17 protein-coding genes and 2 tRNA genes are annotated in these 14585 nt (G+C 72.3%); 11 read left to right on the forward strand and 8 right to left on the reverse strand.

What is annotated here, in order from left to right:
- The first annotated feature begins 8 nt into the window (after positions 1 to 8).
- Entirely contained in the window at positions 9 to 803 is a 795-nt protein-coding gene (trmB, locus tag RY076_RS15520) for a tRNA (guanosine(46)-N7)-methyltransferase TrmB (RefSeq protein ID WP_323099652.1), read from the forward strand.
- Between the two features lie 235 nt (positions 804 to 1038).
- On the opposite strand, the gene RY076_RS15525 is transcribed toward trmB, so the two are convergent.
- Positions 1039 to 1112, reverse strand: a tRNA-Pro gene (locus RY076_RS15525).
- 108 nt (positions 1113 to 1220) lie between these two features.
- Here RY076_RS15525 and RY076_RS15530 point away from each other — a divergent pair.
- Both RY076_RS15530 and RY076_RS15535 read left to right on the forward strand, forming a co-directional pair.
- Positions 1221 to 1294: transfer RNA gene (locus RY076_RS15530), tRNA-Gly, on the forward strand.
- A gap of 45 nt (positions 1295 to 1339) precedes the next feature.
- Positions 1340 to 1636, forward strand: a complete 297-nt coding sequence (locus RY076_RS15535) for a DUF2087 domain-containing protein (protein WP_323099656.1) — start codon at positions 1340 to 1342, stop codon at positions 1634 to 1636.
- Between the two features lie 42 nt (positions 1637 to 1678).
- Here the strand turns inward: RY076_RS15535 and RY076_RS15540 are convergent, their stop codons facing one another.
- The gene (locus tag RY076_RS15540) at positions 1679 to 2230 is read right to left on the reverse strand and encodes a hypothetical protein (protein ID WP_323099660.1); all 552 of its coding nucleotides are present in this window, start codon (positions 2228 to 2230) and stop codon (positions 1679 to 1681) included.
- 158 nt (positions 2231 to 2388) lie between these two features.
- On the opposite strand from RY076_RS15540, the gene tig reads away from it, so the two are divergent.
- The 5 genes from tig to RY076_RS15565 all read left to right on the forward strand — a co-directional run bounded on the left by tig (position 2389) and on the right by RY076_RS15565 (position 6102).
- Positions 2389 to 3735 (forward strand): trigger factor, encoded by a 1347-nt coding sequence (tig, locus tag RY076_RS15545; RefSeq protein ID WP_323099837.1) that lies wholly within the window; start codon positions 2389 to 2391, stop codon positions 3733 to 3735.
- Between the two features lie 101 nt (positions 3736 to 3836).
- Positions 3837 to 4163 carry a hypothetical protein gene (locus RY076_RS15550; protein WP_323099663.1) on the forward strand — a complete coding sequence of 109 codons (327 nt, stop codon included), beginning with the start codon at positions 3837 to 3839 and terminating at the stop codon, positions 4161 to 4163.
- A gap of 222 nt (positions 4164 to 4385) precedes the next feature.
- Positions 4386 to 5027, forward strand: a complete 642-nt coding sequence (locus RY076_RS15555) for an ATP-dependent Clp protease proteolytic subunit (protein ID WP_076259080.1) — start codon at positions 4386 to 4388, stop codon at positions 5025 to 5027.
- 29 nt (positions 5028 to 5056) lie between these two features.
- The gene (locus RY076_RS15560; protein ID WP_323099666.1) at positions 5057 to 5710 is read left to right on the forward strand and encodes an ATP-dependent Clp protease proteolytic subunit; all 654 of its coding nucleotides are present in this window, start codon (positions 5057 to 5059) and stop codon (positions 5708 to 5710) included.
- Between the two features lie 137 nt (positions 5711 to 5847).
- Positions 5848 to 6102 (forward strand): acyl-CoA-binding protein, encoded by a 255-nt coding sequence (locus tag RY076_RS15565; RefSeq protein WP_323099668.1) that lies wholly within the window; start codon positions 5848 to 5850, stop codon positions 6100 to 6102.
- Between the two features lie 104 nt (positions 6103 to 6206).
- Here the strand turns inward: RY076_RS15565 and RY076_RS15570 are convergent, their stop codons facing one another.
- Positions 6207 to 7175, reverse strand: a complete 969-nt coding sequence (locus RY076_RS15570; protein WP_323099671.1) for a hypothetical protein — start codon at positions 7173 to 7175, stop codon at positions 6207 to 6209.
- 244 nt (positions 7176 to 7419) lie between these two features.
- On the opposite strand from RY076_RS15570, the gene RY076_RS15575 reads away from it, so the two are divergent.
- The 3 genes from RY076_RS15575 to RY076_RS15585 all read left to right on the forward strand — a co-directional run bounded on the left by RY076_RS15575 (position 7420) and on the right by RY076_RS15585 (position 10226).
- Positions 7420 to 8085 carry a hypothetical protein gene (locus tag RY076_RS15575; RefSeq protein WP_323099673.1) on the forward strand — a complete coding sequence of 222 codons (666 nt, stop codon included), beginning with the start codon at positions 7420 to 7422 and terminating at the stop codon, positions 8083 to 8085.
- Positions 8086 to 8269: 184 nt separating this feature from the next.
- On the forward strand, positions 8270 to 9547 hold the full coding sequence (gene clpX / locus RY076_RS15580) for an ATP-dependent Clp protease ATP-binding subunit ClpX (protein ID WP_323099676.1): 1278 nt from the start codon (positions 8270 to 8272) through the stop codon (positions 9545 to 9547).
- 52 nt (positions 9548 to 9599) lie between these two features.
- The gene (locus RY076_RS15585; RefSeq protein WP_323099678.1) at positions 9600 to 10226 is read left to right on the forward strand and encodes a hypothetical protein; all 627 of its coding nucleotides are present in this window, start codon (positions 9600 to 9602) and stop codon (positions 10224 to 10226) included.
- A gap of 58 nt (positions 10227 to 10284) precedes the next feature.
- Here RY076_RS15585 and RY076_RS15590 read toward each other — a convergent pair whose 3' ends face one another.
- From RY076_RS15590 to RY076_RS15610, 5 genes are all read right to left on the reverse strand, one after another.
- Positions 10285 to 10842, reverse strand: coding sequence for a hypothetical protein (locus RY076_RS15590; protein ID WP_323099681.1), 558 nt, complete (start codon positions 10840 to 10842; stop codon positions 10285 to 10287).
- Between the two features lie 4 nt (positions 10843 to 10846).
- Positions 10847 to 12175 (reverse strand): DUF58 domain-containing protein, encoded by a 1329-nt coding sequence (locus RY076_RS15595; protein ID WP_323099683.1) that lies wholly within the window; start codon positions 12173 to 12175, stop codon positions 10847 to 10849.
- Between the two features lie 17 nt (positions 12176 to 12192).
- On the reverse strand, positions 12193 to 13179 hold the full coding sequence (locus RY076_RS15600; RefSeq protein WP_323099839.1) for an AAA family ATPase: 987 nt from the start codon (positions 13177 to 13179) through the stop codon (positions 12193 to 12195).
- A gap of 99 nt (positions 13180 to 13278) precedes the next feature.
- Complete coding sequence (locus tag RY076_RS15605) at positions 13279 to 13860, reverse strand: hypothetical protein (protein ID WP_323099685.1); 582 nt, start codon at positions 13858 to 13860, stop codon at positions 13279 to 13281.
- Entirely contained in the window at positions 13850 to 14572 is a 723-nt protein-coding gene (locus tag RY076_RS15610; protein WP_323099688.1) for a DUF4129 domain-containing protein, read from the reverse strand. Before RY076_RS15610 ends, RY076_RS15605 begins: the two co-directional genes overlap by 11 nt.
- Positions 14573 to 14585: the final 13 nt, after the last annotated feature.

A 14585-nucleotide genomic window follows, 5' to 3' on the forward strand; every position in this document is an offset into this window, starting at 1 on the left:
ATGCCCGCGTGGACGAGCAGCCCGACGACCAGACCTCCGCCGACGGGCCCGACGCGGCCGGTGCGTCCGACGCGGCTGACACGTCCGTGCCCGCGGCGCGGCGCAACACGCACGACGTGCCCGACCTGCCCGAGGGCGTCAGCGCGGCCCGCGTGCGCAGCTTCGTGCGCCGCGGGCGTCTGTCGACGCTGACCCTCTCGCGGATGGAGCAGCTGGCGCCCGCGCGGGCCTTGCCGCCCGGACCGTTCGACGCCGCCGTCGCGTTCGGACGCCGCGCCCCCGTCGTCCTCGAGATCGGCTGCGGCCACGGCCACGCCGCCATCGCCTACGCCGCCACGCACCCCGAGCACGACCTGGTCGCGATGGACGTGCACACCCCCGGCATCGCCCGCATGCTCGCCGACGCCGAGAAGGCCGGCGTGCCGAACCTCCGGGTCGAGGTCGGCGACGCGGTCGTCTTCCTCGAGGAGCGCGTCGGTGACGCCGTCCTCGACGCCGTCCACCTGTTCTTCCCCGACCCGTGGCGCAAGCTCAAGCACACCAAGCGACGCTTCGTCAGCCCGACCAACCTCGACCTGCTCGCGCGCGTCCTCAAGCCCGGTGGCCACGTCCTCGTCGCCACCGACCAGGACTTCTACGCCGAGCACGTCCTCGGCGAGGTCGCCGCCCACCCGCGCTTCACCGCCCGACGCGTCGAGCGCCCCGCGTGGCGTCCCGGCGACGGGTTCGAGGCCAAGGGCCTGCGCGCCGGCCGCACGATCAACGAGCTGCGCCTCGACCTGCTCCCGCTGGCTTCCGCCTGAGCCGGGTCGGTGCTTGCGCACCTGCTCGAGGCCCGCTGTGGGCTCAGGGCCGGCTCGGGTGGCTTCGGTCCTGCCAGCACGAGTCTCGATGAGGACGGGTGCAACAGGACGCCGGCCTCTCCGCCGCGGCTCGTTCCTCGCCGCGGCGGTTCGGCCTCCCGGCATCCTCGTGCCCCGACGAGCGAAAGGCCCGGCTGAACGCGACGGAGTCGCTTCAGCCGGGCCTTTCGTGACGTCGGGGCAACAGGATTTGAACCTGCGACCTTCCGCTCCCAAAGCGGACGCGCTACCAAGCTGCGCCATGCCCCGTTCGCGCCCGCGGACGCGACGAACCCGCTGGCAGCGGGTCGAATTCGGCGGACGGGGCGCGAACCAGTAGGCTAGCGCCTCGGATCGCGGGCATCGACCAGCGCTCCTGCGGGCGTAGCTCAATGGTAGAGCCTCAGTCTTCCAAACTGATTACGCGAGTTCGATTCTCGTCGCCCGCTCCAGAAAGCCAGTGGCACCACCCCGGGCGCGACTCCTACGGTTGGCGCGTGTTCCGCCCCGACCTCCAGGACGCCCTCCGCGACCGCGACGCCGTCCTTCGCGCCTTCCTCGCTCCCGACGGCTCGCTCACCGCGATCCCGACGAAGATCCGCAAGCGGCTTGTGGTCCTCGACCTTCTCGCCCAGCAGTTCGAGCCCGGTCGCCGCTACGAGGAGACCGAGGTCAACAACACGCTCCGGGCCTACCACCCCGACGTCGCGGCGCTGCGCCGCTACCTCGTCGAGGAGGGCTTCCTCGACCGGGCCGACGGCTACTACTGGCGCAGCGGGGGCACCGTCGAGTGACGCGTCGGGAGTGACGCTTCGGGGACGACGCGTCAGGCGGGCTCAGCCGGCGCGGAAGCCGAGCGCCTCGGACAGGTAGGACTCCGCGCCGCCGGCCTCGAGACCCGCCTCGACGGCCGCGGCCGTGCGCGGCGAGGGCCACGCGTGCAGCCAGAAGAGAGCCAGCCCGCCGGGTAGGGCGATGAGCAGCGTCAGCCACGTGTGCGGTGTGAAGACGAACGACACGGCAAAGGCCACGAGCACCGGCGCCTCGGCGAACGCGGTCCGCAGGATCGTCGTCGAGGTGAAGTACCGCAGGCTCGTCGTCTCGGCGTTCTCGCGCGGCAGCCCGAGGGGCAGCGCCGGCACGGTGTAGCCGAACCGGCGCACCAGCACGGCCGACCCGACGAGCACGACGAGCACGACGAGCACGGCAGGCCACGACGGCATCGGCGCGGCCGGGTCGACGGCGATGCGCACCGCCGAGAGCATCAGCGCTCCGATGCCGACCATGCCCGAGACCATCTGGACCGTCCGCAGCGTCCCGAGGGTGTTGGCAGGGACCGGACCCGTCGGGTCCGACGGGCTGGGCGACGGGGCCGGCGACTCGCTCATGGGCCCCGAGCATAGGCGAGCGCAGGAGGGCTGCCGTCGGCGCATTTAGCCATCCGTCGTGCGGCCTATAGCATGGTGCGTCGGTTCCCTGTCCAGCGTCGGCGCCACCGTCGAAACACGCGCCGACCCCCCAACCGCCCAAGATGGAGTACCCCGCAGTGAAGAGTGCCCTCGAGACCCTCAGCCCGACCCGGGTCAAGATGACCGTCGAGGTCCCGTTCGAGGAGCTCAAGCCGAGCCTCGATGCGGCCATCCAGCACATCGGCGAGCACATCCAGGTCCCCGGCTTCCGCAAGGGCAAGGTCCCCGCGCGCATCATCGAGCAGCGCGTCGGCCGTGCGGCCGTCCTCGAGGAGGCCGTCAACAACGCCCTCCCGACCTTCTACGGCCAGGCCCTCGAGGAGAACGAGGTCCGCCCGCTCGGCCAGCCCGAGATCACCGACCTCAAGGTGCCGGCCAAGGACGGCGAGGACTTCAGCTTCACCGCCGAGGTCGACAAGCGCCCCGAGATCGAGCTGCCCGACTTCTCCGACATCGAGCTGACCGTCGACGAGGCCACCGTCTCCGACGACGAGGTCACCAAGCGCCTCGACGACCTCCGCGCCCGCTTCGGCACCCTCAAGGGCGTCGAGCGCGCCGTCCAGGACGGCGACTTCGTCTCCATCGACCTGTCCGCCGAGATCGACGGCGACGAGATCGACGCGGTCAAGGGCGTCTCCTACGAGGTCGGCAGCAAGAACATGCTCGACGGCCTCGACGAGGCCCTCGTCGGCATGAGCGCCGACGAGACCAAGACCTTCACCGCCCCGCTCGCCGGTGGCGACCAGGAGGGCCAGGACGCCGAGTGCACCGTCACGGTCACGGCCGTGAAGGAGCGCGAGCTGCCCGAGCTCGACGACGAGTTCGCCCAGCTGGCCTCGGAGTTCGACACGCTCGACGACCTCAAGGCCGACCTCGCCCAGAAGGCCGAGATCGACGCGAAGTTCGCCCAGGGCGTCGCCGCCCGCGACCAGCTCCTCGACGCGCTGCTCGAGAAGGTCGAGGTCCCGGTGCCCGAGGGTGTCGTCGAGGCCGAGGTCCACAACCACCTCGAGGGCGAGGGGCGTCTCGAGGACGACGAGCACCGCGCCGAGGTCGACGAGAGCACCCGCAAGGGCCTGCGCACCCAGCTGCTCCTCGACGCGATCGCCGAGAAGGAGGAGGTCCAGGTCCAGCAGCAGGAGCTCATCGAGTTCCTCGTCATGAGCTCGCAGCAGTACGGCATGGACCCCAACTCCTTCGCCCAGCAGATCGACAAGGACGGCCAGATCCCTGCGATGGTCTCCGAGGTCGCGCGCCGCAAGGCGCTCGCCACGGTCCTCGAGAAGGTCTCCGTCAAGGACACCGCCGGCAACACCGTCGACCTCAACGAGGCCGTCCCGGGCTCCGAGGGTGACGAGGACGAGGCGCCCGTCGCCGAGGCCACCGAGGCCACCGAGGCCACCGAGGAGAAGGCAGACGCCTGACGCGTCCGCTTCCTCGTGACGAACGGCCGGTCCCGCACGGGGCCGGCCGTTCGTGATACCCCGGGCCGCCCACGCCCGGGCAGTCTGGGTACGGGACGGTCATGAGCACCCATGACGAGTTCGCACCCGGCCTGACCGACACCGACATCAACAGCGAGCGCCCCGACGGCTCGGGCGGCGAGGGCACGTCGGCGACGACGTCCGCGACGACGAGCGGCTCCTCGGACGGCAGCCCGGCCGACGCATCCGGTGCGGCGACCCACGAGGACGTGGAGCGCGGCAACGCCGACGGCAGCACCCCGAGCGCCGAGCCGCGCGAGGGGGCGCTCGACGCCGCCCAGGACGCGACGGACCAGCAGGCCGAGCAGTGGGCCGACCAGGCGAGTGGCGCGGGTGAGTCCGGGCAGGACAACGGCCTGAACGAGTGACGCGTCGGGGCGCGCCGACACGCGTCGAGGAACCCGAGCGCCTCCGGCTTGCGCCGGGGGCGCTCAGGTTTGTGCGCTCACGGCGAACAGGACCCGAATCGGGAAATCTGGTCCGGGGGCCGCGCGTTAGGGTCAGTGACGAGCCGGCCGGTGACCGGACCGGGACCCCGGACAGAGGGGCCACGGGCGGCGCCGCGACCGGACAACTTCGACGATGGAGACATGGTGAACTCGGACATCTCCGCCAACGGCAACGGCCAGCCGGGTGGTCTCGACGACCACATCTACAACCGTCTGCTCAAGGAGCGGATCATCTTCCTCGGGTCCGACGTGCGCGACGACAACGCGAACGCCATCGCCGCGCAGCTGCTGCTGCTGTCGGCCGAGGACCCCGAGAAGGACATCTGGCTCTACATCAACAGCCCCGGTGGTTCGATCTCGGCCGGCATGGCCATCTTCGACACGATGAACTGGATCCCCAACGACGTCGCGACCGTCGCCATGGGCATGGCCGCCTCGATGGGCCAGTTCCTCCTGTCGGCCGGCACGAAGGGCAAGCGCTACGCCACGCCGCACGCCCGCGTCATGATGCACCAGCCCTCGGGCGGCATCGGCGGCACGGCCACGGACATCAAGATCCAGGCCGAGCAGATGCTCTACGTCAAGAAGCAGATGGCCCAGCTCATCGCCGAGCACACGGGGCAGACCGTCGACCAGATCGAGAAGGACTCCGACCGCGACCGCTGGTTCAGCGCGGAGGAGGCCAAGGAGTACGGCTTCGTCGACCACGTCTTCAGCCGCTCCGACCAGGCCGTCGAGGGGCGCGGCGTCGGGTCTGCCGACGCCAAGCCGGACGCCAACTGACCACGGCTGCAAGGACTTTGGAGAAGACCATGATGATCGAACCCACGAACCGTCTCGCCGTGGCGCAGCCCTCGAGCCGCTACATCCTGCCGCAGTTCGAGGAGCGCACCTCCTACGGGATGAAGCGTTCCGACCCCTACAACAAGCTCTTCGAGGACCGCATCATCTTCCTCGGCGTGCAGGTCGACGACGCGTCGGCCGACGACATCATCGCCCAGCTGCTCGTGCTCGAGTCGCTGGACCCCGACCGCGACATCCTCATGTACATCAACAGCCCCGGTGGCTCGTTCACGGCGATGACCGCGATCTACGACACGATGCAGTTCGTCCGCCCCGACATCCAGACGTTCTGCATCGGGCAGGCGGCCTCGGCCGCGGCCGTGCTCCTCGGCGCCGGCGCGCCGGGCAAGCGGTTCGCCCTGCCGAACTCCCGCATCCTCATCCACCAGCCGGCGCTCTCGGGCGGCGACTACGGCCAGGCCTCGGACATCGAGATCCAGGCCAACGAGGTGCTGCGCATGCGCACCTGGCTCGAGGACACCATGGCCCACCACACCGGCCGCACCTCCGAGCAGGTTCGCACCGACATCGAGCGCGACAAGATCCTCGGGGCGGCCGACGCCAAGGAGTACGGCCTCATCGACGAGGTGCTCGCCTCGCGCAAGGCCTCGCTCGAGGTCTGAGCTTCGCGTCGTCGACGCGTGTCGACGTGTGTGTCGACGTGTGTCGACGAGAAGGGCCGGGTCCGGCTGGACCCGGCCCTTCTCGTACCTGCTTGGATGGGTGGCGTCCGGGTGGTGCGCCGATCGGAGGAGCAGACATGGCGAGTGCGGAGTTCGAGCAGGCGGTCGAGGCGGTCAAGGGCCTGACGACCGACCCGGGCAACAACGTGAAGCTGACGCTCTACGGCCTGTTCAAGCAGGTCACGGAGGGCGACGTGAGCGGGTCCCGTCCCGGGATGATGAACCCGGTCGGCCGGGCCAAGTACGACGCGTGGGCCAAGCTGTCCGGCACCGCCCCGGAGGCCGCCGAGGAGCAGTACGTCGCGATCGTCCGCGACCTCACCTCCGCCTGACGCGCCTGCCCCGTCCAGCCGTCCCACCGCAACGAGCGACCACGTGGTGCCGTGTTGCGGTCGGTCGGCGCGGCGGAACGCAACAAGCAACCACGTGGCGTCGTTCAGGCGGGGACGGCGACGTCCTCCGGCAGGCTGGGGAAGTGCAGCCGCCACGCGTCGGACAGTCGCGGCACGCGCATGCCCTGGTCGCGCATCGCCGCGGTGATCCGGCTCAGGGTGCGCGCCGGCGTCCGGTAGACGTCCTTGGACCGGACGATGACGAGACGCCACTTGTCGCCGTCCATCCGCTCGCGGCGGTCGACGTCGCTGTCCCACTGCTCGTCGGAGTCGGCGTGCTGCCGGCCGTCGTACTCGATGACGAGCCGTGCGTCGGGGAACGACAGGTCGAAGCGGAAACGGACCCGGCCGCCCGGCCACCGGATGCGGTGGTCGACCACCGGCTCCGGAAGGCCGGCCAGCACCATGAGCATCCGCACGCGGCTCTCCATCGGTGAGTCGACGTCGGACCGTACGAGCGACGCTGCGCGACGTGCCAGCCGCCGGGACTTGCCCCGGTAGGCAGTCGCCGCCTCGACCAGCTGGGCCGGGGTCGCGACACCGGCCTTGACGAGTGAGTCACCGGCGACGACGAGGTCGACGAGTCCCAGCCCGTCGCTGAGGTCGAGGAATGTCGACGCGGGCGTCGTCACTCGGACGCCGCGTCGCGTCGTGCCGCGCTGACCGGGCTTGGGCCGGTGCGTCATGAGACCGGCGCCACGCAGACGGGGGCGTCCGGTGACGTGGACCAGCCCGTCGTCGGGGACCACGGCGCCCCAGACCCGCGCGGCTGTGTGGTGCGAGGCCACGGCGTCCGGGCCGGCGGCGAGGAGCCCCGCCCGGGCCGCGACGACCGGCGTGACCGGCACCGTCGCCGACACGTAGACGCCCCGGAGCAGCCGGCGGTAGCGACCGGAGCGCAGGTCCCAGGCGCTGACGCCCGGTGGCGGGACGACCTGGCGTCGCCCGGTCACGGCGTCGGTAGTCGTCGCGACCCGGAACGGGCCTCGAGGTGGCGCAGGCGTGCCGGACATGGCCTGATGCTCGCGCAGGCGAGGGGCCAGTCGAGCCGCTCATCCACACCTCTCAGATGTCGCGAGCCTCAGCACGCCGCCATGTGGTGGCTTGTTGCGGCTGATCTTTCGCGTCCGGCACGACATCGCGCCAGTTGGTCGCTTGTTGCGGTGTCACGGGCGCGGGGGTGTTCGGGCGCAACGATCGGGCGACGGCGGGGGTCTGGTGGGCGTGGGACAGCAGCGGACCTGCCAGGCTCGGGACATGACAGGGGTGTCAGTGGGGCAGCGACGCCGCACGGCCGGGCTCCGCCGCCTGGCCGCTGTCGCGCTCGCGGCCGCGATGCTGCTCGGCGCGAGTGTCGGCGGACCGGTCGCCGACGCCTCGGCGTCCTGCGGCATGCCCGTGGCGGCCGAGGTGGTCGCATGGGCCGACGTCATCGTCGTGGGGCGGATCACCGAGGTCGACGACCCCGGCGCCTCCTACAGCCCGCACCCGGTGTCGTGGACCGTCGAGGTGGCCACCGTCCACCGGGGGCAGGCGCCTCGCGTGCTCCACGTCGCCTCCGACAGCGACGCCATGCCGAGCACGGGCGTGTACGTGCTGCCCCTGGTCGTCCAGGAGGGGAGGCTCGTCGGCGACGGGTGCGCGCTGAGCGGCACGGGTCCGGGCCTCGACTCCGACCTCGCCCGGGGGATCCTGGCCGCGGCCGGGCCGGGGCACGCCCCCGCAGACGGCGACGCGGCCACCGCCCTGCCCGGCTACGCGCCGGTCGACCTCGGCTCGGGGTGGAGCCCGGCCGGTGTCGTGTTCGCCCTGATGGGCGCGGCGCTGGCCCTCGCGCTGCTGGTCGCGGCCGTCGGCGGGTTGCGTCGGGCGCGCGTCGAGGCCCGCGCGCGAGGCGTCGCGATGAGCCGCTCAGCCCGCTGACCTGCGTCGATTCGGCTCGAACGCCGTTCAACTGACACGGGCGTCGTTTGTCAGCCATCAGCGGACAAACGGCGTTGCGCGAGCGAGGGCGCCCCCCTCCGTCGTCTAATAGAGGCGAACCCGCGGGGAGTGGGGACGCTCGGGCGCATCCGGCACCCGGGGTCGAGCGACCAGGAGCGAATCGGTGGCACGCATCGGAGAAGGCGGGGACCTGCTCAAGTGCTCGTTCTGCGGAAAGAGCCAGAAGCAGGTCAAGAAGCTCATCGCCGGGCCCGGGGTGTACATCTGCGACGAGTGCATCGACCTCTGCAACGAGATCATCGAGGAGGAGCTCGCCGAGAACAGCGAGCTGGGCCTCGACCACCTGCCCAAGCCGCGTGAGATCTTCGACTTCCTGCAGAACTACGTCGTCGGCCAGGACACCGCCAAGAAGGCCCTCGCCGTCGCCGTCTACAACCACTACAAGCGCATCCAGGCCGGTGAGGGCCCCAAGCGCGACGACGAGCACATCGACATCGCCAAGAGCAACATCCTGCTCATCGGTCCGACCGGCTCCGGCAAGACCTACCTGGCCCAGACGCTCGCGAAGATGCTCAACGTGCCCTTCGCCATCGCCGACGCCACGGCGCTGACCGAGGCCGGCTACGTCGGCGAGGACGTCGAGAACATCCTCCTCAAGCTCATCCAGGCCGCCGACTACGACGTCAAGAAGGCCGAGACGGGCATCATCTACATCGACGAGGTCGACAAGATCGCCCGCAAGAGCGAGAACCCGTCGATCACGCGCGACGTCTCCGGCGAGGGCGTGCAGCAGGCGCTCCTGAAGATCCTCGAGGGCACGACGGCGTCGGTGCCCCCGCAGGGCGGGCGCAAGCACCCGCACCAGGAGTTCATCCAGATCGACACGACGAACGTCCTGTTCATCGTCGGCGGTGCGTTCGCCGGTCTCGAGAAGATCATCGAGTCGCGCTCAGGTCGCAAGGGCCTCGGCTTCGGCCAGCCGCTGCACAACCCGAAGGACCTCGGCGACAGCTTCCAGGACGTCATGCCCGAGGACCTGCTCAAGTTCGGCCTCATCCCCGAGTTCATCGGCCGCCTGCCCGTCCTGACGACGCTCGCGCCGCTCGACCAGCAGGCCCTCGTCAACATCCTCACGACGCCGCGCAACGCGCTCGTCAAGCAGTACCAGAAGATGTTCGAGATCGACGGCGTCGAGCTCGAGTTCAGCGACGACGCCCTCGAGGCCGTCGCGGACCAGGCGCTGCTGCGCGGCACCGGCGCCCGCGGCCTGCGCGCGATCATGGAGGAGGTCCTCCTCCCCGTGATGTTCGACGTGCCGAGCGACGACGGCATCGCCCGCGTCGTCGTGAGCCGCGAGGTCGTCCTCGACAACGTCAACCCGACGATCGTCCGGCGGGAGGCCGAGCCGCGGGCCAAGCGTCCGCGCAAGGAGTCCGCCTGACGCCGGTGCCCACCTCCACCGGATCCGACCCGTCCTGACGGGAGGCTGAGCCGTGGTCGCACCGTTCCGCCTGCACTCCGGCGATCCCGTGCCGGTGCAGCAGACCTCGACGACGTGCGGGTCGGCCTCGCTCACGGTCGCCCGGATGCTCGTCGACCCGGCCTTCGCGCAGTGGATCCGCCTCGGTGTCCCGCGCGACCCGGCCGCCCCGATGGACACCGGTTCGGAGACCGCGCGGTTCGCGGCCTACGAGCAGGTCGTCGCCCGGCGCACCGGCGGCTGGTTCGGCGGGGGAGGGCGACCGCAGCTGCCCTGGCCCCGCGCGTTCGGCACCTCGCCGTGGGGAGCCCGCAACGAGCTGCGCTTCGGTGCCGGCGCCCCCGGGGCACGGTGGCACGTGGCGTGGTTCCGGCTCGGCTCTCGCGAGCGGCTCGGCCGGGCCTACGACGACCTCGTGGCGTCGGTGCGGCCCGGACGCCCGGGCGTCCTCTACATCGGCAGTCCCACCCTGCCGCGGCACGTCGTGCTGGCGCTGCCGCCCACCGGCGGCGACGGCCTCGACGTGTACGAGCCGTCCGTCGGACGCGTCGTCGGGCTGTCGCGCGAGGCGTTCGTGACGCGTCGGCTGCGCCTCGCCGGCTGGGACGTGCCCTGGGCCGCCGTCCACGACGCGTCCTGACCGACGCGTCCTGACCGACGCGTGTTGAACTCGCGCCGACCGGCGCCTTCCCGACGGGTCAGTCGCGCTCGGCCGGCGGCTCGGTGCGCAGGATCAGGACGGCCGCGGCGAGGCCGGCCAGCCCGATGACGAGGGCGGCCGGGCCGACGACGCTCCCGTGGCCGACGAGCAGGCCGGCCAGCACCCCCACCGGCAGCGCTGCCGCAGCCGCGAGCCCGGTCGAGCGCGCCCAGCGGAGCAGCTCACGCCCGCCCAGCTGCGTCGCCGGCGGCACCGAGGCCCCGAGCGCCGCCGCGGCGTGGCCGACGGCGACCCCGGCCGCGGCCGGCAGGCTCCACCACGAGAACGAGCCCTCCGGTGTCAGCGTGAACCAGCCGAAGAGCATGAGCCCCCAGTAGGCGAGCGGCAGCGCCGACCCGGCCCACGACAGGGTGAACAGGGGGACCACGGCGAGCACCCAGTAGAGGCCCTCGAAGCCACCCGACGCGCGGTACAGGCAGACGAGGTAGACGAGCGCGCCGAGGACGTGGGCGACGGCGAGGCCGAGCTGGCTCGTCGACCACTCCGGGCCGCCGAGCAGCAGCGTCCACCGCGAGTGCCGTGTCCTGGTGGTCACCCGGTCACCGCCTCGCCAGCCGCGGCGCACGGGCGCGACGGGCGATGTCGCGCAGCACCTGGTCGAGGGACCCCGGCCCGCGCCAGGCCACGACCGGCACGCCGCGGCCCCGCAGACCCTGAACCTGGGCCTCCCTCTGCAGCAGTCGGATCCGCCAGGCGAGCGATACGTAGGGGTTGGTCGAGGGGTCGGTCAGGTGCTCCGGGAAGGTGTCGACGACGACGACCGTCATCCCCCTCGAGGCCAGGGTGTGCGCGAGCATCACCATCGTCGGGTCGACGAGCGGTGACAGCACGAGGCACAGGGCGTTCGCGTCGACGCCGCGGATGGCCGCCTCGCCGGTGTCGCGCCGCTCCGTGGCCGGCGAGATCGAGGCGAGCGTCTCGAGGACGCGGCGCAGGTGGTTGATGCCCGAGCCCACGCCCAGCGTCGGTACCTTGGCCGCCCCGACGGTCCGCAGGGTCAGGCGGTCGTTGCCGGACAGGAAGTGCTCGCTCATGGCGCCGGCGGCCCGGACCGTGACGTCGAGGCTCGTCGGACGCCCGTCGACGCCCTCGCGCGGACCGAGGTCGCTGAAGGCGTCGACGAGGAGGAACACGTGCGCGTCCTCGTCGGTGTAGGTCGAGGTGACGTGGAGCGTGCCGGTGCGCATCGACACCGGCCAGTGGATGCGTCGCAGCCGGTCGCCGGGGTGGAACCGGCGGATCGTGTTGAACTCGCTGCCCGAGCCGGGCCGGTTGGAGCGGTTGAGCCCGACGACGCCGCGCGGGTGCGGGGTCGGGGCGCTCGCGTCGAAGAGGGCGGGCAGCGGCAGGGTGCCGATCTCGAGGTCGGGCAGGTCGGTCGGGCCGATCCGGAAGGCGGCCCACGAGCTCGACAGCACGACGCTGACGGTGCCGACGCGTCGGCGCCCCCACCGCGTCGACCGGATCGCGACGACGGCCCGGCCGTCGTCGAGCGGCACGATGCCAGACGACGGCTTGCGCTCGACCCACGGCACGCTGGCCAGCATCGCCACGCCGTGCGCGTCGTGCAGCGCCGGCTCTGTGCTGACGAGGACGTTGGTCGCCTCGCCCTCGCGCAGCGTCGACGCCTGGAGGTGGGCCGAGGCACGGACCTCCCCACGCGGGCGCGCCAGGTGGCCCCACACCGCGGCGACCGCGAACGGCGTCGCGAGGACGAGCAGGTCGGCGTGCCGGCTCAGGACGCCGACCACGGCGAACGCCGACGCGAGGACGATGGCGCGCTGGTGCGCGGCCGTCGGGGCCCACGACCCGAGGGGGCGCCCGTGGGCCACGTCGACGGCCAGCTCGCCCGCCACATCGCCCGACACGGCCCCTGTCTCGCCGGTCATGGCCGTCGGTGCGCGTCGTGGGGGAGGACGCCCTCACGGGCCGAGGGCGTCGGGACGGTGCGCAGCAACCCGCTGACGACGGCCGCCCCGCTGACGTTGCTCATCCACAGCTCCGGCTTGACGGTGACGCGGTGGGCGAGCACCGGCACGGCGACCGCCTTGACGTCCTCCGGCGTCACGTAGTCGCGCCCGTTGATGACCGCGTAGGCGCGCGAGCACAGCAGCAGGCCGAGCGAGCCACGGGGCGAGGCGCCCATGAGGACGTCACCGTGCGTGCGCGTCGCTGCCGCGAGCGCGACGCAGTACCGGCCGACCGACTCGTCGACGACCGTCGCCTCGACCGCGGCCTGCATCGCGAGCAGCTCGTCGGCACCGACCACGGCGGGCAGCTGCTGCTCCTCCTGCTGGCGCGCCATCCGGCTCGCGAGCACCTGCCACTCCTCCTCGAGGCTCGGGTAGCCGAACGAGACGCGCATGAGGAAGCGGTCCAGCTGGGCCTCGGGCAGCGGGTAGGTGCCCTCGTACTCGACGGGGTTGGCCGTCGCGAGCACGTGGAAGGGCCGGGGGAGGCCGAAGGTGCGGCCCTCGACCGTCACCTGCTTCTCCTGCATCGCCTCGAGCAGTGCGGCCTGGGTCTTGGGCGGGGTGCGGTTGATCTCGTCGGCGAGCAGCAGGCCGGTGAAGAGGGGGCCCGGGCGGAAGACGAACTCGCGCTCGCGCTGGTCGAAGACGAACGAGCCGGTGATGTCTCCCGGGAGCAGGTCGGGGGTGAACTGGGCCCGCTTGAACTCCAGGCCGAGCGTCTGGGCGAAGCTGCGGGCCGCGAGCGTCTTGCCGAGGCCGGGGAAGTCCTCCATGAGCACGTGGCCACCGGCGAGGATGCCCGCGAGCACGAGTGTCAGCGCCTCGCGCTTGCCGACGACGGCGCGGTCGACCTCGTCGAGGATGGCGCCGCTGAGCTCGCTGACGCGGGTCAGCCCCATCGGGGTCGTCCCCGCGCTCGTCCCGGACGCCCCGGTCGTCGCTCCGGACGTCGTCGGCGTCAGCTGTGAGTCCATCTCGGGCTCCCTCTCGGTCATGGGTTACCACTGCTCGATTCGTCGGAGGATCGGGTCCAGCCGGGCCGGACGGTAGAGGTCGGTCGGGGGCAGCGCGACGAGCAGCTGCCACAGCTCGGGCGGCGTGACGCCCTCGGACCAGCGCGGCTCGTCCTCGACGACGAGCCCGTGGCGGACGAACAGGCGTTCGCGGATGAGCTCCTGCAGCTGCACGTGCAGGTCGTGCACGAGCGCCTCTCGCCCCTCGCCGTCGACGTCGGCCGCCTGGAGGCGCGCGGCGAGGTTGGTGACCCGGAAGTCGTTGCCGCGGCCACCGGAGCCGAGGTCGCCGTCGACGAGCGGCCACACGGTGCGCCCGAGCGAGCCGACGTGGTCGATGACGTGCCACGCGATGACGAAGCCGGCCACGAGGAGCGTCAGCAGCCGTGGCGCGTCGGGCGTCAGGCCGAGCAGGGCGGTGGCCGCGACGAACCCGAGCCACGTCAGCAGCACCGCGACGATGCGTCGCCGCCACGGGGCGAGCAGCTCCCGCAGCCCGGCCACGTGACGCGTCGGCCCGGTCGGCGGGGGCGCGTGGCGTCCGCGACGCCCTCGGTCAGCGGCCACCGTCGGCCCCCTCTGGCGCGGGGCCGGTCCCGGCGCCCGCGACGCGCTCGAGGTCGGCGTGCAGCACCTGGAGGTCGGACACGGCGCGGTCGCGGTGGCCCTCGCCGAGGTCGTGGACCGAGAAGCGGGCCTCGCGGTAGAGCGCCGCGAGGTCGGCGAGGCGGTCGCGGTCGACGGCCCACGTGCCGATGACGCGGGCGGTGTACTCGGTGGACGTCTCGGCCGGGTCGCGCGGCAGGCCCGTGGCCGCCGCGGCCGTCTCGAGGCTCAGCCAGGCCGCGACGATGGCGTTGCGGGGCTCGCCGGTCAGCAGCAGGTCGATGCCGGCCCTGGCCCCGGCGAGCAGCTCCTCCGGCACGGCGGGCGCCTCGAACCCCGGCTCGTCATGCCGGAGCACCCTCGGGCGCCGCAGCACGGCGATGACGACCTGGGCGAGCACGGCGAGCACGCCGATGGCGACGAGCGCGATGACGACCTGGACGAGCAGGCCCCAGAGGGGTGACGGGGTGCTCGGGGTGATGTCCTTCCACGACGTGACGGGCGAGGGCGGCGGTGTCGACGGCCGGATGGTCGTCGTCGGCACCTCCGAGAACGACACGGTCGTGGCGGGCCGCGAGAGGACCGGGACCGAGGGGCCCGTGGCGGCCACGACGAGCGCCACGGCGACGACGACCCCGGCCACGGCAGCGGCGACCGTCCCCCGTCTCGACATGCGGGTCACGATA

It is taken from the genome of Intrasporangium zincisolvens, assembly GCF_034724055.1.
Classification (GTDB): Bacteria; Actinomycetota; Actinomycetes; order Actinomycetales; family Dermatophilaceae; genus Monashia; species Monashia zincisolvens.

Excerpts from the sequence above, each read along its gene's own strand:
- RY076_RS15610 (WP_323099688.1), bottom strand. The coding sequence starts at position 14,572 with ATGTCGAGACGGGGGACGGTCGCCGCTGCCGTGGCCGGGGTCGTCGTC.
- RY076_RS15560 (WP_323099666.1), top strand. The coding sequence starts at position 5,057 with ATGATGATCGAACCCACGAACCGTCTCGCCGTGGCGCAGCCCTCGAGC.
- RY076_RS15550 (WP_323099663.1), top strand. The coding sequence starts at position 3,837 with ATGAGCACCCATGACGAGTTCGCACCCGGCCTGACCGACACCGACATC.
- RY076_RS15565 (WP_323099668.1), top strand. The coding sequence starts at position 5,848 with ATGGCGAGTGCGGAGTTCGAGCAGGCGGTCGAGGCGGTCAAGGGCCTG.
- RY076_RS15540 (WP_323099660.1), bottom strand. The coding sequence starts at position 2,230 with ATGAGCGAGTCGCCGGCCCCGTCGCCCAGCCCGTCGGACCCGACGGGT.
- RY076_RS15570 (WP_323099671.1), bottom strand. The coding sequence starts at position 7,175 with ATGTCCGGCACGCCTGCGCCACCTCGAGGCCCGTTCCGGGTCGCGACG.
- RY076_RS15600 (WP_323099839.1), bottom strand. The coding sequence starts at position 13,179 with ATGGGGCTGACCCGCGTCAGCGAGCTCAGCGGCGCCATCCTCGACGAG.
- RY076_RS15555 (WP_076259080.1), top strand. The coding sequence starts at position 4,386 with ATGGTGAACTCGGACATCTCCGCCAACGGCAACGGCCAGCCGGGTGGT.
- RY076_RS15575 (WP_323099673.1), top strand. The coding sequence starts at position 7,420 with ATGACAGGGGTGTCAGTGGGGCAGCGACGCCGCACGGCCGGGCTCCGC.